The organism is Plantactinospora sp. B5E13, assembly GCF_039871775.1.
In the GTDB taxonomy this organism is placed as follows: domain Bacteria; phylum Actinomycetota; class Actinomycetes; order Mycobacteriales; family Micromonosporaceae; genus Plantactinospora.
In genome coordinates, this window is the sequence record NZ_JBDPLT010000016.1 from 71,491 (window position 1) to 92,468 (window position 20,978).

Sequence of the window (20,978 nt, forward strand, 5' to 3'; positions counted from 1 at the left end):
CTCCCCGTGTGCCGAACGGGGGCGACGTCGGATCGTCGCCCCTCACGGCTGCTGAGGCGCCCAAGGCCGGGAGAAAGGTTGCCAGGTGGGAACGTGATTTCTCAGACGTACCGGGGTTGTGACCCGGGGCTGGCCCAATCGAGATCATTTTGTTGCGTACCGGGACGTGACTGCCGCCCCGCCGGCCGGCGCCGGCGGGGCGGCGTCCGCGCGGGACGGTCAGACGACCGGCGGATGCCCCCCGTCGCCGTCCACGACCTCGTCCGGCTGGCCGTCCTCGTCGACGTCGACCATGGTGATGTCCACCTGACCGTCGCCGTCGGTGTCGAACTGGAACAGGTCGGGCTTGCCGTCGCCGTCGGTGTCCACCACCCACACGTCGGTCTGGCCGTCCTGGTTGGCGTCCGCCGTGAGCAGTTCGATCCGCTCGTCACCACGGGTGTCGACGGTCTCCTGCGTCTCACTCATCTGTTGCCCTTCCGTCGGGGTTGGCGTCCGGACCGGGGCCGGACGGTTCCGCTCCGCGCCGCCCGGGTGCCACCCCCGCGGAGCTTTCGGACCTGGATACCCGACTGTGCCACTCCGCACTCCCCGGCGTGGCCCCGCCCGCCGGTCGACCGGGACGCGGCGGCGTGCCGGGCGGACCCCGGGTCAGTTGCTGACGTACGGGTTCGCGTCGCCGTCGAGGTAGCTGGCCCGGTCGACGGTGCCGTCGCGGTCGAGGTCCACCAGGAGCTGGTCGGCTCGGCCGTCCTCGTCGAGGTCGGTGACGACCACGTCCGGGCGCCCGTCCCGGTTGTGGTCCGTGAGCCAGGTGTCCGGCCGGCCGTCGAGGTCGGTGTCGGTGACGCTCCGGTCCACCAGACCGTCGTGGTCCCGGTCGAGCAGGACGGAGTCGACCCGGCCGTCCGAGTTGGTGTCGGTCAGCACCTGGTCGGTCCGGCCGTCGAGGTTGGTGTCCCGCTCGACCAGGTCGATCCGGCCGTCCCAGTCGGTGTCCTGGTAGCTCAGGTCCATCACCCGGTCGCCGTTGACGTCGACCTGCACCAGGTCGACGTAACCGTCGCCGTCGAGGTCGGTGGCGAACCGGCTGGAGCCGTCCGCGTAGCTGGTGAGGACGGAGCTGACCGGTGGCGGGCCGGCCAGGTCGGCCTCCTCCACCAGCGGGGTCGCCAGCGGGTCCGGCAGGCCGTCCGCCGCGGTGCCGAAACCCTCCTGCCCACCGGCGTCGGGCAACTCGTGCTCCGTACACCCCTCGCCCAGCACGCTGGGGTCACCGTCGTAGCTCATTCGTACCTCCCCGGTCGGCGGTGCCCGGCCGTCCCGCCCGGGCATGCCCGCCACGCTAGGTGGGCCGCGCCGCCGCCGACTCCCCGATGTGTGCCAGTACGCCGATCCGCCCGTACGATCCCGGCGCCCCCTGCCGACACGGATCCGCCGGCGACCCGTGGCTACGGGGCGCCGGCGGAGGGCGGTGTCGCTACCGGTTCAGGTTCAACCCGGCGGCGGCGAGCGCCTGGATCACCTTCGCCGACTCGCCGAAGCCGATGACCAGGACGGCGTCCGCGCCGAACTGCTTGATCTCCTGCGCACCCTCGGTGAAGTCGGGTGGTGGCGCGTTCGGGTCCTCCGACGCCGGGTAGCTGTAGAGCTTCACCTGGTCCGAGCCGTGTCCGGCACGTTCCAGTTCGGCCCGGACGTTACCCTGCAGACCCTCGCCGTAGGAGTCCTGCCGGGCCACCAGGGCGATCTTTCGGGCACCGTCCCGGAGGATCATGTCGGCGAGTGCCCGACCCTGCAGGACGTCCGACGGGGCGGTACGGAAGTACAGGCCGCTGTCCTCGACGGTGCTGAGCCCGGCGTCGGTGTTGCTCGGGGAGAAGAGCACCAGGCCGGCCTTGACCACGTCGGGCAGCACGGCACGGGAGATGCCGGAGGCACCCGCGCCGATGATGACCTGCACGCCCTCCGTGATGTGCGTGTCCACGGTCGCCTTGGCGACGGTCGGGCTGGTCCCGTCGTCACCGTCGATCCAGACCACGTCCTCGCCGAACACGCCGCCGGCGTCGTTGATCTCCTTCAGTGCCAGCGCCCCGCCCGCCGCCATCGGCGGGTACGCCAGCGCCAGGTCACCGGTCTTCGACAGCAGACCGCCGAGCTTGAGCGGCGCCCCGCTCGCCCGGATGACGCTCGGCGTCTCCTTGACCGGTGCCGGCGGCTCCTTGCCGCTGGCGGTGGTCTCGTCGCCGGCACCGAGGAACTCGGTCTTGCCGTCGTCGAGCTGGCTGTCGCTGCCGAAGTGCAGCGTGCCGTAACTGGCGGTGGACGGCTCGCCGGCGTCGGTGAAGCCGCCCCGGGTCAGCGAGACGCCCCGGTAGGCGAGGTCGACGCCGTCGCGGGCCAACTCCAGGCAGGTGGCGATGGTGTCGCAACGTTCGCCGCCGTTGGTGACACCGACGATCTGCTCGGCGATCTTCGCCGGTTCGGTGCTGCCGGCGAGCTGCGCGGCGATCGCGCTGATCGCCACCGCGTCGTACGTCTCACCGGCGTAGAGGAAGTCGGAGAGTTTCGGGTCGATGCTGCGCAACCGTGCCTTGAAGTCGTCGGAGAGCGGCGTGAGGGGCGTGGTGCCCTTCATCCCCTTGAGCAGGCCGCTCTGGTCCCCGAACTCCTCGGCGAACGAGTTCTGCATGTTGCCGTCGGTGCCGTACAACCGGACCTGGGCCGGCGCGGTCTGGTCGACCGGACCGTCGTCGTCCGAACCACCACAGCCGGCCAGCAGGAGTGTGGCGCAGGCGGCGACGGTCAGCGCGGCGCGGTGTGGGCCGCGTGATACCAGCATCGGGTCATCCTTCCTCCCCGGAGATCCGTTGGCACATTAGCGCGCTCCGCCGTCGAACGTAGGTGGTGGTCGAACGGTTGACGCCTACTGCCAGGGAATATCATCCGGAACAGTCGGTGGTAGGTGTTCTTCCGGGCGCGCCTTGACCTGGCGGCATACTCTTCCGCACGTGACGGACGTTCCGCGCCAGACGCTCGACGACGCCGCGGCGGTGCTGAGCTCGGCGTTGGCAGGTGACAGCGACGCCGTGGTCGGGACGTTCGACGCGGTGGTCGACCGGGCCGGGGTCGCCGGGGCGTACGAGGTGGCCTGGTGCCTCGCCGCGACGATGATCGGGGACGGTGTGCCACACGGCGCCTGGACCCTCGACTTTCCCGGCATCGACGAGGCGGGCTACGACGCCCGCTGGGTGGCCCGGTTCGTCAGTGCGTACGCGAACTCCGACATCGACACCGGGGAGGCGCTCTTCGGTGCGGCGATCGCCGACGGGCAGCTGCCGGAGTGCCTGCTGACCCTTGCCGGCTCGGCCGTCGCGACGCTGCGCCACCGCGCCGGCTGACCGCCCCGCCACCGCGCCGGCTGACCGCTGGGGCCGGTGGACGTGGGGCCGTCCGGCCCGTTGTCCGGACCACGCCAGGATGTTCAGTCATCGATCCACATCTTTGCATATCGCACATGCGTCCTGTCCAGGGCGGTCCGCCCGACTGTGGTAGTCCTGTGGGGTGTCCGAGGCCATGTTGAGCAAGGTCCGCAAGCTGCTGGCCAAGGCGGAGGATCCGGCCTGCACAGCGGCGGAGGCGGAGGCGTTCACCGCCAAGGCGGCGGAGCTGATCGCCCGGTACGGGGTGGACCGGGCCCTGCTCGCCGCCCGTGACCCGGACACCGACCCGGTGGGCGACCGGGTGGTCGACGTGCCGGCGCCGTACGCCCTGGACAAGGCGGGACTGCTGGCCGGGATCGCCGACGCGCTGCGCTGCCGGGCGGTACGCCGACGGCAGGGCAACGGCTTCGCCATGCACCTGTTCGGGTTCGGCAGCGACCTGGAGCGGGTGGACCTGCTCTTCACCTCGCTGCTGGTGCAGGCCGCGCACGGGCTCGCCGCCGCGGTCGTACCGCCGGACGAGCATCCGGCCGCGTTCCGCCGGTCCTGGCTGGCCGGGTTCAGCCTGGCGGTGGCCGACCGACTCCGGTGGGCGGAACAGGCGGCCGCCGCCTCGGCGCCGCAGCCCGCCGCGTCGACCTCGGTGGCGTTGGTGCTCGCCGACCGTACCGACCGGGTGGAGCGACGGCTGGCCGAGGCGTACCCGCGACTGCGTAGCGCCGCGCCGCGTCGACTGCGCGGCGGTGGGCTGGATCAGGGCGTTGCCGCGGGTCGGCGCGCGGATCTCGGCGGGACGGGGCTGCGTTCCGGTCATCGGAGCGCGCGGCCGTCGCTCGACAGTGACGCCGGCCCGGTGGGCGGGAGGTGACGCCGGGCGCTGTCCACCGTTGGAGGAAAGCGCCGCCGCGCGACGGGTCGGGGTGGGAAGGTGGTTTTCCCGGGAGGCTGAAAACGGCGGGAGCGGCAGAGGAGCCATGACCAGGATCGGGGTCCTGCGCTGGCTGCGTCGGCGAGATCCGGGCTACCAGGTTCTACGGCGCGGGGTCCGACTGTCCCTGGTCGCCGCGGCCGGCCTCTTCGGCGGCACCTACGGCCTCGGTGATCCGGTGCTGGGTCTCTACACGGTCTTCAGCGCGATCGCCACCGGCTTCATCTCGCAGCTGCCCGGCAGCCCGGCGCAGCGGATCCGGTCGCTGCTCATCGTGCTCCCGGTGGCGTTGGTCCTGGTCACCGTCGGGAGTCTGCTCTCCGTGAGCACCTGGGCGGCGGTGGCCGGCATGCTTGTCGTCGGCTTCACCGTCGCGTTCGCCACGGCCGGCGGACCACGGATCCTCGGCGTCGCCACCGGACTACAGCTGTTCTACATCGCGTCGTCCTTTCCCCCGTACCAGCCGGCGAGCCTGCCCTCCCGGCTCGGTGGGGTCGCGCTCGGCATCGGGCTGCTCATCCTCGCCGAGCGGCTGCTCTGGCCGGAACGGCCATCCCCGGGGTACCGGGACCGCCTGGCCGAGGCCGGCCACACCGTGGCGCGGTACATCGAACTGGTCGCCGAACGGCCGTCGGGGGAGCCGGTCGACGGTGCCGAACTGGATCGCCGCCAGGCGGCGGCGCGCCAGGCGATGGCCGGGATGTCACTGGCCGGGTATCCGCCGATTCAGCGTCCGGCATCGGCCGGTTTCCGGGACCGGGCGATCCGGCACAGCACGAGCCTGCTGTCGCAGATCCTGGTCCAGGCGGACCGGCTCCGGGCGAGGGGCACCGACATCCGCGACGAGGATCTGACCCGACTGCTCCGGCGGGCGGCCGAGGTCATCCACGCCGCCGCCGACACCCTCGCCGACCGGACGGCACCGGTCGCGGAACACGAACTGGCCGAGCTCGACACCCAGATCCGGCACGGCTACCGCCATCCGGTGATCGAACGCGACGATCCGGCTCGGACGGTCACGCTGCTGCAGTTCGCCGCGATCACGTTGCGGCTCGCCAGCAATGCCCGGACCCTCGGCCTGACCACCCGGATCGCCTCCGGGCTCCGGCTGCCCCCGCGCCCCCGGCCGGCGCCCGGGCCGGACGACGTCTTCTACGCCCGGCGCTCCTCGATCTTCCTCTACTGGCAGCAGTTCCGCCTGCACCTGACCACCCGTTCGGTGTACCTGCAGGGGGCGTTGCGGGTCGCCGTGGCGTTGACCATCGCCCGGGGGGTCGCCGGATCCCTGCACCTGACCCACGGGTTCTGGGTGCTGCTCGCGATCCTGACCCTGATGCGGGCCTCCGCTGTCGAGACCGGAAAGGCGTTGAGTCCGGTCCTGTTCGGCACGCTGCTCGGTGCCGGGGTCGGCACCCTGCTGCTGACCGCGGCACACGTATCGGAACTCATCCTGGTGGTACTTCCGGTGGTGATGCTGCTGACCTTCACGTTCAGCCCGCTGCTGCGGCCCCTCTGGGCCCAGGCGATGTTCACCGTGCTGTTCGTTCTGGTCTTCACCGAGGTGGGGCCGGTGGACCTGAAGATTGCCGGCGCCCGCCTGCTGGACGTCACGGTCGGTGCCGTGGTCGGCATCCTCGTCGGGGTGCTGCTCTGGCCGAAGGGCGGCAGCGGCGAGGTGCGCCGCTCGGTCGCCGCGTATCTGGAGCAGAGTGCGGCGACGGCCGAGGGAGTGGTACGGAAGCTGGCGGGGCGGCCACTGGACATGGGCATACTCGACAGTTCGCGGCGCGGGCTGGTCCTCGCCGAAGCCTCGTTCCTGCAGTACCAGGCGGAGCGACACGACCGGTGGCTGCCACCGATCGACTGGATGGCCGCCATCGTCGCCGGAAACTACCTGCACCTCGGCGCGATCTTCCGGCTCAGACGTGGAGCCGACGCCCGCCTGCCCAGGGTGGCCGGCGCGGCCGACCGGCTCGAGGAGTACGCCGGGCAGATCCGGCGCAGCTACCACGAACTCGCCCGGCAGTTGGAGGAGGGCCGGTTGCGGCAGCGGGTCTCCGCCCCGGCGCCGGACGGCTTCGCCGAGGAGGTGCGGGCGGTGCTGGACGCGGGCGAGCCGCCGTCCGCCGCGTTGAACCTGATCGAGGTGGAGGTGTGGCTGAGCGGCGCGGCCGACAACCTGGACCGGATCCAACCGCCTTCGGCGGACCTGCCGGCCGCCGGACCCGGTGAAGGCCGGCGGCGGACCGACTGACCTGTGCGGTCAGTTCCTGGGAGAGTTGCGGACGGTCGTCGCGTACCGGGAGAGCAGTTCGTGCCAACCGGCGGTGAGCGCCGTGCGGTAGCCCTCGGCGGCCTCACCGTGCCGGTCGAAGTCGCGGTGCTCCACCTCGACGAGGGTGGTGCCGTCCGCCTTCGGATCGAACCGGACCTCCACCACGCTGCACTTCGACGGGTCCGGCACCGGAGCCCGGTCCGGCCCGATCTGCCAGGTGAAGACGAGGCGCCGGGGCGGTTGCCATTCCACCACCCGACCCCAGTCGGCGCGGAACCCGTGCGGACCGATCTCGTACGCCATCCCGCCGACGCCGGACTCGATGCCGATTCTCGCCAGCAGGTCCGGACCGGACCAGGTGTACTCCTTTACCCACCAGTCCGCCAGCCGATCGGTGAACACCCTGAAGGCCCGATCGGCCGGGCCCGGGACACGCAGGCTGCTGCGCACGGAGTACGCGGTCGACTCCTGCCGAATCGCGGCGGCGTTCGTGGTCTCCTGTCCCATAGGCCCGGACGATACCGGCTGCCTCCTAGCTGTGCACCTTTGGCGCGGCGGGCGGTCGATCCGTGCGCCGAACGGTAGATCGATTCACGTACCGTCCGGCTTCACGAGGATCGGTGACGAATCACTTGCCGCCCATCACGATTCCCGGGTTGAGGCAGAGGCCCGGGTTGCTGCCGGTCCGCTCGGCAATTTCGAGGCAGCGGGTGATCTTGTCGACCTCGGCGTTCTTCTCGGTGACGGCCTTCTGCTTTTCCGCGTTGATGAGGTCTTGGTCGAGGTTCCGGCCCTGCGCCAGCTTGTCCTGGAAGACCTTGATGTTGGCCTCGGTCTTCTCGTCGTGGTTGACCCGGATGATCGTGACGCTGAGGATTTCGATGTCGTCGCCGAGACGTTCCTGCGCGGAGGTCTTCACCTTGTCGGCGAAGGGCTTCAGGTCGACATTGAGGTTCCCGGTCTTCGCGTCGATGTTCGCCAGCGGGTTGTAGGTGGCGAAGGCGTCGTTCACCGCGCCGTCGAGCTGGACGCCGACGCGCTGACCTCGGAACGCTTCGAAGTCCCCCTTGTAGTCCATGAACTGCCGGGGCGCGTTCTCGGCACGGACCTGCCACTCGACCAGCAGCTCGACTCCGGCGACAGCGAGCGTTCCGGTCCGGACCGGGACCGCGTTGTCGGCCCCGATGTGGTCGTACTTCTGCCGGCTGGCGTCCCACTCGCCGATCTTGTTCCATGGCGCGACCCAGTTCAGTCCGCTGCCGGTGGTCTCACCGGTGGGCTTGTTGAACGAGGTCACGATGCCGACGTTCCGGACCGGCACCGAATTCGCCGAGGAGGCGATGGTGAGTGTGACGCCGAGCAGGAGTGCGGCGAACGCACCGCCCAGGGCCGCGGCCCGGGTGCCCCTCGGCGCGAACGCCGCGTAGAGCGCGCCGACCACCGCGGCGGCGAAGACGATCAGTGCACAGACGAACAGCGCTGGCATTGCCGCATCTCCTCTGCTGGGCCCGACCGATTCCCGTGATCTTGATCGGTATCCGAAGTGTAGCGAGGGCGGACAACCTCGACTTCCGTTGATGCCCGGACATTCAACGGCATCTCGTCCGCCGACAGGCCTTATGGAATATCGGCGTTCGGATCTCAGGCGTACGCGGTGCGGCCCACGCCCGTCACACGGCCTCGGTGCCGCAGCAGCCGGCACCGCAGGCGTCGGGTGCCGCACCGGCGGGTGCGCAGTCGGCGCAGTGTTCGCCGCGCCACGCCCCGACGCCCTCCTTGACGGCCACCCCGGCGATGACGAGCGCGGCGGCCGGGTCCGCCCACGACCAGCCGGCGGCGGCGTTGAGGACCAGGCCGACGAGGAGTACCGCGGACAGGTACGTGCACAGCATGGTCTGGGTGGAGTCGGCCAGGACCTTCAACGGGTCCGTGTGCGGTGTTGCTGCTAACCGCTGGCTGGTGCCGTTTCCGTCGGGCTCGAGACGGCCGCCTCGTACCTGAGCAGGGTGTCGACGAATGTGCGCTGTTGTGCCGGGCTCAGCGGTGCGAGGGCCTGCCGCCACGCATGGGCGCCCGGAGACAGCCATTGGGTGATGGCCGGACGGCTCTCAGGACTGATGTCGACGATGCGGCGGCGGCGGTCGGCGTCGTCCTCGCGCCGTACCAGGACTCCTCTGCGGCTCAGATCGCCCACGATCAGGCTCACCGTGGTCGGTGCCACACCCAGCATCCCGGCCAGTTGGGAGACGGTCAGCGGACCGTCGAGTAGGAGCAGGGACAGCATCGACAGGTGTCTCGGCGCCAGCTCAAGTGACCGTAGCTGTTCCGGCAGTGGCAGACGCTTGATCCTACCGACCAACCTTGGCATCACCAGGAGCAACGTCCTGACCGTGTCGTCCGTGGTGTCAGGCGTTGACATCCGCCCACCTCCCGAATACCTTTGTAACCAAAGCTAATTTGTGGTCAAACCCGTTCACGGAGGATGGTATGCCCCACCTCAGCGTGCATGTGCTGGAGAGCGACCTGGCCGGTCAGGAGACCGCATTGATTCGAAACCTGACCGACGCGGTCGTCGCCGTCTACGGGGAGTGGGCCCGAAGCATCGCGGTCGTGCAGTTGATCGGCCTACCGTCCGGCCGTTGGGGTATCGGCGGCAACCCAGCAGAAGCAGCCTCTCCCAGCGTCACGTTCGGCATCAGGGAGGCGGCGTTCAGTCGACCCGACGCCGACGAGATCGTCGCCCGCCTCGTCTCCGGAGTCACGGACGCCATCGTCGACGTCCTCGGGGAGCGCGTCCGTGCCGGCCTCACGGTCGAGCTTGTAGGCACCCCGGCCGGGCGCACAGGAATCGGCGGAGTTGTCGTCACGGCATAGGGATCAATGAAGTGTCGGAGCCGGTTACGAGCACCAAACAACACTCCATCGGCGCGCTCGACTGTAGCCGTGATCCGTGCGCATCATTCTGTGGGCCTCTATGCCGACAACTGTGACCGGCAAGCCCAGGAGGTCAGCCAGGCCGTACCGGGCAGGGTGTAGAGCGGAGGTACCGCAACGGCCGCCGTCGGGCCTGATCCACAGTTCGTCACCAGGAGCCTGGCGAAAAGCAAGATCCCCACCCGCGTTTCCGCTGGTGGGGACCTCTGTAGCCCGGCGAAAGGCTATGTGGCCAGGGGCGGGGTCGAACCGCCGACCTTCCGATTTTCAGTCGGACGCTCGTACCAACTGAGCTACCTGGCCGGGTTGCTCGGCTCATGATACCTGTACGACGGCGCTACCGCCGCCCTGGGAACCTGGGCCGAAACGCAGAACGCCGCGCGTACAGACGCGCGGCGAGCGGCGCTGGCGGTCCTGACGGGACTTGAACCCGCGACCTCCGCCTTGACAGGGCGGCGAGCACTCCAACTGCTCCACAGGACCTAGCTCGTACTGCTATGCCTCCGGCCGAGACCGGAGCCGTGCCCCCAACGGGATTCGAACCCGTGCTACCGCCTTGAAAGGGCGGCGTCCTGGGCCGCTAGACGATGAGGGCGGCCCCGCCATCATTGCACATGACAACTTTGACGGCTGTGCTCCCATCCGGCCCCGCCGGAGGCTTGGAAAGCATACGTGATCCCGTGCCGCCCAGCAAAACCGGTATCCCGGCTACCACAATACCTCCCAAATCACCCGTTCCGCGCCCGACAGATGCCGGGATCCGGCGATCAACCCACCGGTACGGCGCGGAGCAGCGCGACCGCCTCGGCCAGGCTCGCCGGGGTGACCACCCCGGCCGGCAGCGCACCGGCCGGCCAGCCCGGGCCGCAGGCCAGCAGCAGCACCGGGCGCCGGGGCGTCGCGAGCACCGCCCGGAGCTGCTCCGGGTCACCGGTGTCCGGGAGATGCGACCAGACGGCCACGGCGTCCGGTGCGGTGCGGCGTACCGCCGCGACCAGCGCGGTCGTCGGCACCCGGGCGCCGAGCAGGCGGCACGGCACGCCCAGTTCGGCCAGCGCGGCGTCCAGCGCCTCCAACGGCAGGCTGTGCTGCTCCTCGTCGGCGCAGGCGAGCAGGATCCGAGGCGGGGACGGGGTGGCGGCCGGCCGGTCCACCGCTGCCAGGGCCTCCGACACACAGCGGGAGAGCAGGTGTTCCACCTCGACCAGACCGGCGGTGGCGGCGTGCCGGTCGCCGACTCCGGCCAGCACCGGCCGGAGCAGCCGCTCCCAGGTGGCGACCACGCCGTCGGTGTCGAGCGCCGTGCTGATCCGGGACCGCATCGCCGCGGCGTCGAGTCGCAGGGCGGCCCGGGACAGCCCCCGGGCGGCCGGCCCGGCCCGCCGTACCGGGATGACCGGTCCGCCGCCGGTCCGACCCGGCGCTCGCCCCGGGCCCTCCGGTACAGCGGCGACGGCAGGGGCGCCGATGGCGTCCGAGGCGGGGGTGGCGTCCGAGGCGGGGGTGGCGTCCGGGGCGGCGGGGATGGCCGGGGCGGCGGGACCACTCGCCGCAACGGGAGCCCGTCGGGCCCAGTACGCGGCCTCGGCCGGGTTCACCCCCTCGACGGTGAGCCGGTGCATCAACTCCAGCCGGACGAGATCGTCCGGGGCGTACCGTCGATGTTGACCCGGCACGTGCCGGCTCGGGCCCAGCCCGTACCGCCGGTGCCAGCTGCGCAGGGTGGTGACCGCCACCCCGAGCCGGCGCGCGACGTCGCCGGCGCTCAGTCCGTCATCGGCCACCCTGCCGCTCCGTCGCCGGGTGATCGGCTCCGAGGGGTCCGGTCCGGGCTCCGGCGGCCCGGCCACCCGGGTCGGGGAGATCCACACCGACGGCGCCGGCCGCCGGGCCCGAACCGGTGAACCGGCCCAGCACCCCACCGAGCCAGGGGGCGTACGACCCGGGGTCGGCCGTGATCCGGTCGCGCAGTTCCGCCGGGTGCACCCAGTGCAGGTCGGCGACCTCGTCCGGGTCGGGCAGCACCACGGCGTCCGGGTCGAACTCGCCGCGCAGTACGTGGTCGTACTCGTACTCGACCCGACCGGTGCCGGGGTCCTCGGCGCGGTAGAGGTAGACCCCGACCTCGGTCAGCGGTACGGGGTTGATGCCGAGTTCCTCGCGCAGGCGGACCCGGGCGGCGCGCTCCGGTGACTGGCCGGGGGCCGGATGTCCGCAGCAGCTGTTCGCCCAGCGCAGCGGGAACCGGGTCTTGACGGCGGCCCGCCGCTGGAGCAGCACCCGCCCGTCCGGGGCGACCAGCAGTACGGAGAAGGCCCGGTGGAGCAGGCCCGGTGACCGGTGCGCCTCGTCGACGGTACGGGTGCCGAGCGCCGTCCCGGCCTCGTCGACCAGTTCCACCAGGTGCGCCTCGCGACCTGATGTCATCCGTTACCTCCCGTCACCCGGGCAGCGGCGAGCTTCCCGGAGATCAGCACCATCGGCACGCCGACGCCCGGCTGGGTGCCGGAGCCGACGAAAACCACATTGGACAATGTTCGGTGCAGATTACCCGGACGGAACGGGCCGGTCTGCCACAAACTGTGCGCGGCGGCGAACGGCGTGCCGGCGGCCATCCCGGCGGCGGCCCAGTCGGCCGGGGTGACGATCCGGCTCACCTCGACGCTGTCGGTCAGCCCGCGGTAGCCGCGTCGTTCCAGGGTGGCGAGCAGTTCGTCGGCGTACCGTCGGGGCAGGTCGCCCTGCCAGTCGAGCCCGGCACCGACCTCGAGGTTGGGCACCGGGGCGAGCACGTAGTAGCTGTGCCGGTCCGGTGGCGCGGCCGACGGGTCGGTCCGGCTGGGGTTGGTGACCAGCAGCGACGGGTCGGACATCAGTTCGCCCCGACGGATGACCTGGTCGAAGGTGCCCCGCCAGGCCCGGCCGAAGTGGATGTTGTGGTGGGCGATCCGCCGGTAGCCCTGCCGGGCGCCGACGTGCAGCACCACGCAGGACGGCGAGTAGCGCAGTCGGCGTGGGCCGGGTCCGGCCGCCGTGGGCAGCAGGTCGCGGTACGCGACCGGCAGGTCGGGGTTGAGCACCACCACGTCGGCCGGGATCCGTTCGCCGTCGGCGGTGACCACGCCGGTGGCCCGGCCCGTCGAGGACTCCACCCGGGTGACCGTGGTGCCGTACCGGATCCGTACGCCGTGTTTCTCGGCGGCGTCGGCGAGTGCCCGGGAGACGGCGTGGATGCCGCCGCGCGGGAACCAGACCCCGGCGACCGAGTCGAGGTACGCGATGACGGTGTAGATGGCGAGCGCGTCGTGCGGGGCGAGGCCGGCGTACATGGCCTGGAAGGAGAAGATCCGTCGGGTCCGGGGGTCGGCGAAGAACTGGTTGATCTTGGTTTGGAGTCGCCGGAAGGCGCCGGCGCCGAGCAGGCGGAGCAGGTTGGCGGTGAGCAGATCGGTCGGGCTGTCCAGGTTGCGGTCGATGAAGTCGGCGCGTTCGAGCTGCCAGAGGCGCCGGGCGTAGTCGACGAACCGCAGGTAGCCGTCGGCCTCCCGGGGGCCGCAGACCCGGGAGATCTCGGCGGCCATCCGGGACGTGTCGGTGATCACGTCCAGTGTGGAGCCGTCCGGGTAGTGGGCCCGGTACGCCGGGTCGAGCCGGACCAGGTCCAGCCAGTCGGTCAACTCCTCGCCGACCGCGCCGAACGCCTCGGCGAGCAGGTCCGGCATGGTCAGCACGGTCGGGCCGGTGTCGAACTCATAGCCGTCCAGGGTCAACCGCCCGGCCCGGCCGCCGGGGAGCGGCTCGCGTTCCAGCACGGTCACCTGGCGGCCGCTGCCGGCCAGGTGCAGGGCGCAGGCCAGGCCACCGAGTCCGGCGCCGACGACCACCACTCGGTCGGTCCGTCCTGTCACGGTTCGCACCCGTCCACCTCCGCCACGCCGTCACCAGCAGCTCCGTCGACGGGGCGAACCCCGGCGTCCGTCCGCCGCTGAGCGTACCCTGAGCTGACGAGTTGCATCGATTTATGCGTCGATTCCCCGGGAGGGTCGGTGTACACCAGTCTCGACGGGTCCTACCAGCGCTGTCGCGAGCTGCACCGACAGCACGGCCGGACCTACTATCTCGCGACCCGGCTGCTGCCGGCGTGGAAACGACGACATGTGCACGCCCTCTACGGCTTCACCCGCTATGCGGACGAGATCGTCGACCGCACCGAGGACCTGCCGGCCGAGGCCCGGGCCGCGCGACTCGCCGACTGGTCGGAGCGGTTCCTGGCCGGACTGGCCGGGGAACCGGTCGACGACCCGCTGCTGCCGGCGGTCCTGCACACCATCGCGGTCTTCGACCTCGACCGGGCGGACTTCGCCGTCTTCCTGCGCAGCATGGCGATGGACCTCACGGTCACCGACTACCCCCGCTACGCCGACCTGCTCGACTACATGGCGGGCTCGGCGGCGGCGATCGGCACGATGATGCTGCCGATCCTGGGCAGCGCCGACCCGGCCGCCGCCCGGGAACCGGCCCGGCAACTCGGCCTCGCCTTCCAGATGACCAACTTCATCCGGGACGTCGCCGAGGACCTGGCCCGGGACCGGGTCTACCTGCCCGGCGAGGACCTGGCGGCGTTCGGGGTGACCCGCGCCGACCTGGTCGAGGCCGCGCGGCGACGGGCCAGCCCACCCCGGGTCCGGCACCTGATCAGGTACGAGGTGGAGCGCGCCCGGGCGCACTACGCGGCGGCGGCGCCCGGGGTGACCCTGCTCGCCCCCGCGTCGCAGTCCTGCATCCGGACCGCGTACCTGCTGTACGGCGGCATCCTCGACGAGGTCGTCGCCGCCGACTACGAGGTCTTCGCCCGCCGGGCCGTGGTGCCGAAAGGCCGTCGCGCCGCCGTGGTCACCCGGGCACTGCTGACCCCGACCGGCGCCCCGGTGCCGGTACCCGGAACCCCGTCCGCCCCGACCCGGGACGAGCGGGCCGCCGGCGGTCAGCCGCTGAAACCGCCGGCGGTCAGCCGCTGAAACCGCCGGTGGTCAGCCCTTGATGCTGCCGGTGGTCAGGCCAGACATGATGTTCCGCTGGAAGATCAGGAAGATGATCACCGTCGGGATCGCGGCGATGACCGAGGCGGCGACCACCACGTTCATCGGCGTACCACCGGAGAAGGCGTAGATGCCGACGCTGACCGTCCGGGTCTCCGGCGACGGCATGACCAGCTTCGGCCAGAGGAAGTCCTTCCAGACCGCGGTGACCGCCAGGATCGAGACCACGCCGAGGATGGGGCGCGACATCGGCAGGATGATCGACCACAGGGTGCGCAGCGGTGACGCCCCGTCCATCACCGCCGCCGACATCAGCTCCTCCGGGATCGAGTCGAAGAAGCGCTTCAGCAGGAAGATGTTGAACGCGTTCGCGACCAGCGGCAGCCAGATCGCGAACGGCGAGTCGAGCAGGTTGATGTGCAGGATCGGCAGGTCGATCACGGTCACGTACTGCGGGACGATGAGCACCATCGCCGGGATCATCAGGGTGGCCAGCATCAGGCCGAGGATCACGTTGCCGAGGACCGGCCGCAGCTTCGACAACGAGTACGCCGCCGCGGCGTCGAAGACGAGTTGGAACAGCACCGCGCCGGTCGCGTAGTAGAACGTGTTGAAGAGCAGCTTGGCGAGGTCGAGGTTCTGCCACGCGTCGACGTAGTTCTGCGGCTGGGGATCCTCGGGGAACAGGGTCGGCGGGACCTGCGCGATCTCCTGGCCGGACTTCAACGCGCCGGTGACCATCCAGTAGAGCGGCCCGAGGAAGACCAGGGTGAACACCACCACGACGACGGTGAGCAGCGTCCAGTAGACGACCCTGCCGCGCCCCCGCCTCAGCTGGGCGTGGGAGATGAGCGTCCGGGTGCCGGAGTCCTGTGCCATGTCTCGCCCGTCCTAGTCCTGCTTCGAGGTCATCCGCGCGTAGACGGCGCTGAAGCCGGCGAGCACCACCAGCATGATCACGCCGAGCGCCGCGGCGCCGTTGAGGTCGTTCTGGAAGAACCCGTGCTGGTAGATGAGGTACGCCACCGAGGTCGCGGAGTCCTCCGCGCCCGCACCGTTGGCGAGGATCAGCGGTTCGATGAAGAGCTGCATGGTGGCGACGATCTGCAGCATCGCCAGGAGCAGGAGGATCAGCCGGGTCTGCGGGATCGTCACGTTGACGATCCGTCGCCAGGTCCCGGCGCCGTCCAGCTCGGCCGCCTCGTACAGCTCGCCGGGGATGTTCTGCAGCGCCGCCAGGTAGATGAGCACCGCGCCGCCCATGTTCATCCAGGTCGACGCGAACACCATCGCCGGCATCGTCATGTCGGGGGACTGCATCCACTGCGACGTCGGCAGGTGCAGCGCCTTGAGTACCGCGTTGAAGAGGCCCGCCTCGCTCGGGTCGTACGCGTAGTACTTGAAGAGGAAGAGCGCCGAGGCCGGCGGCAGCATCACCGGCAGGTAGACCAGGATCCGCAGATAGCCCTTGAAGTGCCGGAACTCGTTGAGCAGGATCGCCACGAAGAACGGCACCGCGTACCCGAGGATCAGTGCGAGCGCGGTGAAGTAGAGGGTGTTCTTCCAGGCGGTCCAGAAGCTCGGGTCGTCGATGATGCGCAGGTAGTTGTCCCAGCCCACCCAGGTGGTCTCGCCCCGTCGGGTGCGCTGGAAGCTCATCACGATGCCGCGGATCATCGGGTACCAGGAGAAGACCGCGAAGCAGAGCACCGCGCCGATCAGGAACGCGTGCCCGGTGAGGTTGTCCCGTACCTTGCGGCCGAGGCCGGTACGCCGCGGACCGGCCGTCTTCGGCGGTGGCGCGGCGCGACCCGGCCTGGTGGTCCCCGGGACGGTGGTGATCGCCAAGGCAACTCCTGCGGAAATCGGTGGCCGGACTCGGGCGGCGCGGACGCCGATGGGGGGCCGGTGTCCGCCGGCCCCCCGGGGGTACGTCAGCTCTCGGCGGCGAGCAGCTGGTTGACCTTCTCCTCGGCCGTCTTGAGCAGTGCGTCGATGTTCGAGTTCGGGTTGGTCAGCACCCCGGACATCGCGGCGTCGAGGACCGCGTAGATCGCCTGCGCGTTGCGCGGTTCACCCTTGATCGGGACCGGGGTCGCCTCGAAGAGCGCGAAGTTCGCCGTGTCGACGTTGGCGTTCGCCTTGCGCAGTTCGAGTTCCTGCTTCTGCGCCTCGGTGCCGTTGGCGAACAGCAGCGGCTGGGGCAGCCCGACCGGGTAGTTCTGCGGCTTGGACCGTACGTAGTCGAACTGGCCCTTGCCCGGGGTCAGCTTCTGGTACGCGATCCACTTCAGACCGGCCTTGACCTGCTCGGGGGTGAGGCCCTTCTTGAAGAAGTAGCCCTCGCCGCCGCCGAGGGTCGCGCTGGCCGGACCGGCCTGGCCGGGCAGCGGCGCCATCGCCCAGTCCTGGAACTTGCCCTGGAACTGGCTGACGATCGCCTGGGTGGCGTCCGGCGCGCCGACGAACATGCCGACCTTGCCGCCGGCGGCGTTGGTCAGCAGGTCGCCCCACTGCAGCAGCTGGCGGCTGCCCATGCTGTTGTCGCCGTACCGCATGTCCTTGAGGTTCTGCAGGACCTGCTTGCCCATCGGGTTGTTGAAGTCGGCCTTCGTGCCGTCCGGGGTCAGCACCTGGCCGCCCTGGGAGTAGAGCAGGGCGGTGAAGTGCCAGCCGCCGGTGTTGCCGGCGCTGTACTCGGAGTAGCCGGCGATGCCGTTACCGAGCGCGGAGATCTTCTTGGCCGCCTCCCGGACCTCGGGCCAGGTCTTCGGCGGGTTGTTCACGTCGAGCCCCGCCTGCTGGAACAGGACCTTGTTGTAGATCAGACCCATCGAGTAGTTCTTCACCGGCAGGGCGTAGAGCTTGCCGCCGTCGCTGAAGACCTCCTTGAGCGCCGGGTCGATGCTGTCCCAGGTCGGCACCGTCTCCCTGGTGGCGAACCCGGTGATGTCCATCGCCTGGCCGGAGTCCAGCACCTGCTGGAGGTCGGTCATGTATCCGTAGAACACGTCGGTCACGGTGCCGCCGGCGAGCCGGGCGGTGAAGTCCGGCGGGTTGTTGCACTGCTCGCCGACGCTCACGCTCTTGACGACGATGTCCGGGTTCAGCCGCTGGAACTCGGCGACATCGTCGTTCCAGTTCTGCAGCAGCTCCTTCTGGGAGCCGACCGGCTGGCAGTCGACCGTGATGGTGACCTTGCCGCCGGCGTTCGAGTCGCCGTCGTCGCTCTTCGTGGAACATGCCGTGAGGCTGAGCCCCAGGCCGGCCGCGAGCGCCAGGGCCGCGGCCTTCCGGTACTGCGGTACGGACATCTGTCCATCCCTTCGGGAACGGGAGTCTCCAGGACCTCTGCTGATCCGCGGGATCGTCACCGTGGCTGCCCTGCTGTCGACCGCTATCCGCCCGGTGACCAGGCCCTGGAGCTGCGTGGCGTCAGTGTGTGAGTGGGGTCACTGTAGCGAGGCGAACTCATCTTCGCAAGATATCGATTGTGCTGTGAAAAGACACGACTCCATCACGACAGATGATGACAGGAGTAATGCTTGATGCCCGGAATCCACTGGTTTGGTGGAGCCAGCCGAGGCGCGGTTGCCCTCTCGCCCGTCGCCGGAGGCTTCTGAGGTTTGTCGGATGCGCCCCAAATCCGAGTCGGGAACCCGGCACGGAGTTGCCGTCCGACGTGCCCGGGGCGGGGAGCCCGATGCGCCGATCCGGTTGGTCGGCCAGCCACGGATGCGGAAAGCTGGCCTCATGGCTGAACCGGAACAGAGGCACGCGGACGGCGACGTCACCGCCGAGGTGGACGTCGTGGTGATCGGGCTGGGGGTGGGCGGCGAGGAGACGGCGAACCGACTCGCCTCCGCCGGCCTCACGGTCGTCGGCGTCGAGCACAACCTGGTCGGCGGCGAGTGCCCGTTCTGGGGATGCGTACCGAGCAAGATGATGATCAGGGCGGCCAACGTGCTCGCCGAGGCGCGTCGGGTCGACCACCTGGCCGGTCGGGCCCGGGTCGAGCCGGACTGGAACACGGTGGCCCGGCGGATCCGGGACGACGCCACCGCCGGCTGGACCGACAACCGCGCCGCCGAGCGGTTCACCGCCAACGGCGGCCGTCTGGTCCGGGGCACCGGCCGGCTGGTCGGCCCCGGCCTGGTCCAGGTCGCCGACGAGCTCTACCGGGCCCGGATCGGGGTCGTGCTGGGCACCGGAACCACCCCGGTCATCCCGCCGGTGCCGGGGCTGGCCGGTACGCCGTACTGGACCAACCGGGAGGCGATCGAACTGGCCGAACTGCCCGGATCCCTGGTGATCCTCGGCGGCGGGGCGATCGGGGTGGAACTCGCGCAGGTCTTCGCCCGGTTCGGCGTACGGGTCGAGATCATCGAGGCCGGCGGACGGATCCTCGCCCTGGAGGAACCGGAGTCGTCGGAACAGGTCACCGCGGCACTGCGCGCCGACGGGGTGACGGTGCACACCGGCGCCGCCGCCGAGCGGGTGGCGTACGACGGCACCGGCTTCACCGTGCACCTGGCGAACGGCGACGACGTACGCGGGGAACGGCTGCTGGTGGCGACCGGCCGGCGGGCCGTACTCGACCGGCTCGGCCTGGACACGGTCGGGCTGGACCCGACGGCGCGGTTCGTGACGACCGACGACCGGATGCGTGCGGCGGACGGCATCTGGGCGGTCGGCGACCTGACCGGACACGGCGCCTTCACCCACGTGGCGATGTACCAGGCCGGGGTCGCGATCGACGACATCCTCGAACGGGCCGGGACCGCCTCCCGGCAGGGTGGCGCCCGGCGGGCCGACTACCGGGCGGTGCCCCGGGTCACCTTCACCGACCCGGAGGTGGGCGCGGTCGGGCTGACCGAGCGGCAGGCCCGGGACCGGGGGCTGACCGTCCGGGTCGGCAACACCGCGCTCTCCGACTCCACCCGGGGATGGATCCACGACGTCGGTGGCGAGGGCTTTATCAAGCTGGTCGCCGACGCCGACCGTGGGATCCTGGTCGGCGCGACCTCGGTCGGGCCGGTCGGCGGCGAGGTGTTGAGCGCGCTGGCGGTGGCGGTGCACGCCGAGGTCCCGGTGCAGACGCTGGCCGGCATGATCTACGCCTATCCGACCTTCCACCGGGCGATCGAGACAGCGGTACGAGGTTTGTTGCAGTAGCGCGGCGAACTTTGGTTCGGTTTTTGCAAGTTCCTGTCGTACGATCGCGGCCGTGACGAGAAGACTCACCGAGGTGGCCCGGAAGGCCGGGGTCAGCGAGGCCACGGTGAGCCGGGTGCTCAACGGTCGGGGCGGCGTCTCCGAGAGCACCCGGGTCGCCGTGCTGACCGCCCTGGACGTGCTCGGCTACGAACGGCCCAGCAAACTGCGGGGAGAACGGGCCCGGTTGGTCGGACTCGTCCTGCCGGAACTGCAGAACCCGATCTTCCCCGCGCTGGCCGAGGTGGTCACCGGGTCACTCGCCCAGCGTGGTCTGACCCCGGCGCTCTGCGCCCGGACCATCGGCGGCATCTCCGAAGTGGACTACGTGGAGATGCTGCTCGACCACCAGGTCTCCGGCGTCATCTTCGCCGGTGGCTCGTACGCGCTGGCCGACGCCCAGCACGACCACTACCGCCGGCTGACCGACCGGGGCCTGCCCGTCGTCCTGGTCAACGCGGGTGTGGACGAGCTGGGCTTCCCGTGCGTGTCGACCGACGACGCGGTGGCGGTCGAGCAGGCGTACGGGCACCTGCGGTCGCTCGGACACGAGCGGATCGGTCTCGTGCTGGGGCCGGCCGACCACGTACCGTCCCGCCGGAAGCTGGCCGCGATGGCGAACATCGCCGGCTGGTCCGAGGGCGAGGAGTGCGTGGAACGCTCCAGCTTCTCGATGGAGGGTGCCCGGGTCGCGGCGAGCAAGCTGATCGAGCGCGGGGTGACCGGGGTGATCTGCGCCAGCGACGTGATGGCGCTCGGCACGATCCGGGCCGCCCGTCGGTTGGGTCGCGCGGTGCCGGCGGACATCTCGGTGGTCGGCTTCGACGACTCGGCGCTGATGACCTGCACCGACCCGCCGCTGACCACGGTCCGGCAACCGATCGAGATGATGGGCCAGGCCGCAGTGGACCTGCTGGTCAACCAGATCGAGGGGGTCGGGGTGCTCACCGACGAGCTGCTCTTCGAACCCGAACTCGTGGTACGCGGCTCGACCGCGCCGGCACCCGGCCACTGAGCCGGCACCCGCTGCCGCCGCTCGTCGCAGGTCGCCCGCTCCGAGATCGTCGCCGTCCCACTGTCGCTGTTGCCGGCCGCCGGCCGGAACGACCATGTTGCCGGCCGCCTGCCACGGCCACCCCCGGGTG

The 20,978-nt window shown here is 70.7% G+C and carries 19 protein-coding genes, 3 tRNA genes and 1 pseudogene; 7 read left to right on the forward strand and 16 right to left on the reverse strand.

Going from position 1 to position 20,978, the window contains the following annotated elements; genetic code table 11:
- Positions 1–219 precede the first annotated feature (219 nt).
- The 3 genes from ABGB05_RS16895 to ABGB05_RS16905 all read right to left on the reverse strand — a co-directional run bounded on the left by ABGB05_RS16895 (position 220) and on the right by ABGB05_RS16905 (position 2,842).
- Positions 220–468 (reverse strand): hypothetical protein, encoded by a 249-nt coding sequence (locus ABGB05_RS16895; RefSeq protein WP_347654359.1) that lies wholly within the window; start codon positions 466–468, stop codon positions 220–222.
- 183 nt (positions 469–651) lie between these two features.
- On the reverse strand, positions 652–1,335 hold the full coding sequence (locus ABGB05_RS16900) for a hypothetical protein (protein ID WP_347654360.1): 684 nt from the start codon (positions 1,333–1,335) through the stop codon (positions 652–654).
- Between the two features lie 145 nt (positions 1,336–1,480).
- Positions 1,481–2,842, reverse strand: a complete 1,362-nt coding sequence (locus ABGB05_RS16905) for an ABC transporter substrate-binding protein (RefSeq protein ID WP_347654361.1) — start codon at positions 2,840–2,842, stop codon at positions 1,481–1,483.
- A gap of 169 nt (positions 2,843–3,011) precedes the next feature.
- Here ABGB05_RS16905 and ABGB05_RS16910 point away from each other — a divergent pair, with 169 nt between their 5' ends.
- The 3 genes from ABGB05_RS16910 (at position 3,012) to ABGB05_RS16920 (ending at position 6,625) form a co-directional block, all read left to right on the forward strand.
- Positions 3,012–3,401 (forward strand): hypothetical protein, encoded by a 390-nt coding sequence (locus tag ABGB05_RS16910; protein ID WP_347654362.1) that lies wholly within the window; start codon positions 3,012–3,014, stop codon positions 3,399–3,401.
- A gap of 163 nt (positions 3,402–3,564) precedes the next feature.
- On the forward strand, positions 3,565–4,311 hold the full coding sequence (locus ABGB05_RS16915) for a DUF2786 domain-containing protein (protein ID WP_347654363.1): 747 nt from the start codon (positions 3,565–3,567) through the stop codon (positions 4,309–4,311).
- A gap of 106 nt (positions 4,312–4,417) precedes the next feature.
- Positions 4,418–6,625, forward strand: a complete 2,208-nt coding sequence (locus ABGB05_RS16920) for an FUSC family protein (protein ID WP_347654364.1) — start codon at positions 4,418–4,420, stop codon at positions 6,623–6,625.
- 9 nt (positions 6,626–6,634) lie between these two features.
- Here ABGB05_RS16920 and ABGB05_RS16925 read toward each other — a convergent pair whose 3' ends face one another.
- From ABGB05_RS16925 to ABGB05_RS16940, 4 genes and pseudogenes are all read right to left on the reverse strand, one after another.
- A complete protein-coding gene (locus ABGB05_RS16925) occupies positions 6,635–7,153 on the reverse strand; it encodes an SRPBCC family protein (RefSeq protein ID WP_347654365.1) in 519 nt (172 codons plus the stop codon).
- Between the two features lie 121 nt (positions 7,154–7,274).
- Complete coding sequence (locus tag ABGB05_RS16930) at positions 7,275–8,132, reverse strand: SPFH domain-containing protein (protein ID WP_347654366.1); 858 nt, start codon at positions 8,130–8,132, stop codon at positions 7,275–7,277.
- 241 nt (positions 8,133–8,373) lie between these two features.
- A pseudogene (locus ABGB05_RS16935) lies at positions 8,374–8,562 on the reverse strand (hypothetical protein); the annotation flags it as partial.
- A 29-nt stretch (positions 8,563–8,591) separates the two neighbouring features.
- Positions 8,592–9,065 carry a MarR family winged helix-turn-helix transcriptional regulator gene (locus ABGB05_RS16940; protein WP_347654367.1) on the reverse strand — a complete coding sequence of 158 codons (474 nt, stop codon included), beginning with the start codon at positions 9,063–9,065 and terminating at the stop codon, positions 8,592–8,594.
- A gap of 68 nt (positions 9,066–9,133) precedes the next feature.
- On the opposite strand from ABGB05_RS16940, the gene ABGB05_RS16945 reads away from it, so the two are divergent.
- Positions 9,134–9,520 (forward strand): hypothetical protein, encoded by a 387-nt coding sequence (locus ABGB05_RS16945; protein ID WP_347654368.1) that lies wholly within the window; start codon positions 9,134–9,136, stop codon positions 9,518–9,520.
- 289 nt (positions 9,521–9,809) lie between these two features.
- Here the strand turns inward: ABGB05_RS16945 and ABGB05_RS16950 are convergent.
- From ABGB05_RS16950 to crtI, 6 genes are all read right to left on the reverse strand, one after another.
- A tRNA-Phe gene (locus ABGB05_RS16950) sits at positions 9,810–9,883 on the reverse strand.
- Between the two features lie 103 nt (positions 9,884–9,986).
- Positions 9,987–10,063 (reverse strand) — tRNA-Asp (locus ABGB05_RS16955).
- 39 nt (positions 10,064–10,102) lie between these two features.
- Positions 10,103–10,175: transfer RNA gene (locus tag ABGB05_RS16960), tRNA-Glu, on the reverse strand.
- A 172-nt stretch (positions 10,176–10,347) separates the two neighbouring features.
- On the reverse strand, positions 10,348–11,388 hold the full coding sequence (locus ABGB05_RS16965) for a MerR family transcriptional regulator (RefSeq protein WP_347654458.1): 1,041 nt from the start codon (positions 11,386–11,388) through the stop codon (positions 10,348–10,350).
- Positions 11,354–12,007 (reverse strand): isopentenyl-diphosphate Delta-isomerase, encoded by a 654-nt coding sequence (gene idi, locus ABGB05_RS16970; protein ID WP_347654369.1) that lies wholly within the window; start codon positions 12,005–12,007, stop codon positions 11,354–11,356. Before idi ends, ABGB05_RS16965 begins: the two co-directional genes overlap by 35 nt.
- Complete coding sequence (crtI, locus tag ABGB05_RS16975; RefSeq protein WP_347654370.1) at positions 12,004–13,497, reverse strand: phytoene desaturase family protein; 1,494 nt, start codon at positions 13,495–13,497, stop codon at positions 12,004–12,006. The genes idi and crtI overlap by 4 nt, the downstream gene beginning before the upstream one ends.
- A 129-nt stretch (positions 13,498–13,626) precedes the next feature.
- On the opposite strand from crtI, the gene ABGB05_RS16980 reads away from it, so the two are divergent.
- Positions 13,627–14,598, forward strand: coding sequence for a phytoene/squalene synthase family protein (locus ABGB05_RS16980; RefSeq protein ID WP_347654371.1), 972 nt, complete (start codon positions 13,627–13,629; stop codon positions 14,596–14,598).
- Positions 14,599–14,610: 12 nt separating this feature from the next.
- On the opposite strand, the gene ABGB05_RS16985 is transcribed toward ABGB05_RS16980, so the two are convergent.
- From ABGB05_RS16985 to ABGB05_RS16995, 3 genes are all read right to left on the reverse strand, one after another.
- Entirely contained in the window at positions 14,611–15,498 is an 888-nt protein-coding gene (locus ABGB05_RS16985; protein WP_347654372.1) for a carbohydrate ABC transporter permease, read from the reverse strand.
- Positions 15,499–15,510: 12 nt separating this feature from the next.
- Positions 15,511–16,467 carry a sugar ABC transporter permease gene (locus ABGB05_RS16990; RefSeq protein WP_347654373.1) on the reverse strand — a complete coding sequence of 319 codons (957 nt, stop codon included), beginning with the start codon at positions 16,465–16,467 and terminating at the stop codon, positions 15,511–15,513.
- 86 nt (positions 16,468–16,553) lie between these two features.
- On the reverse strand, positions 16,554–17,933 hold the full coding sequence (locus ABGB05_RS16995) for an extracellular solute-binding protein (RefSeq protein WP_347654374.1): 1,380 nt from the start codon (positions 17,931–17,933) through the stop codon (positions 16,554–16,556).
- A 439-nt stretch (positions 17,934–18,372) separates the two neighbouring features.
- Between ABGB05_RS16995 and ABGB05_RS17000 the strand changes: the two genes are divergently transcribed.
- Both ABGB05_RS17000 and ABGB05_RS17005 read left to right on the forward strand, forming a co-directional pair.
- Positions 18,373–19,794: an NAD(P)/FAD-dependent oxidoreductase gene (locus ABGB05_RS17000; RefSeq protein WP_347654375.1), complete on the forward strand. Its 1,422-nt coding sequence runs from the start codon at positions 18,373–18,375 to the stop codon at positions 19,792–19,794.
- Positions 19,795–19,846: 52 nt separating this feature from the next.
- On the forward strand, positions 19,847–20,848 hold the full coding sequence (locus ABGB05_RS17005; protein WP_347654376.1) for a LacI family DNA-binding transcriptional regulator: 1,002 nt from the start codon (positions 19,847–19,849) through the stop codon (positions 20,846–20,848).
- Positions 20,849–20,978 lie beyond the last annotated feature (130 nt).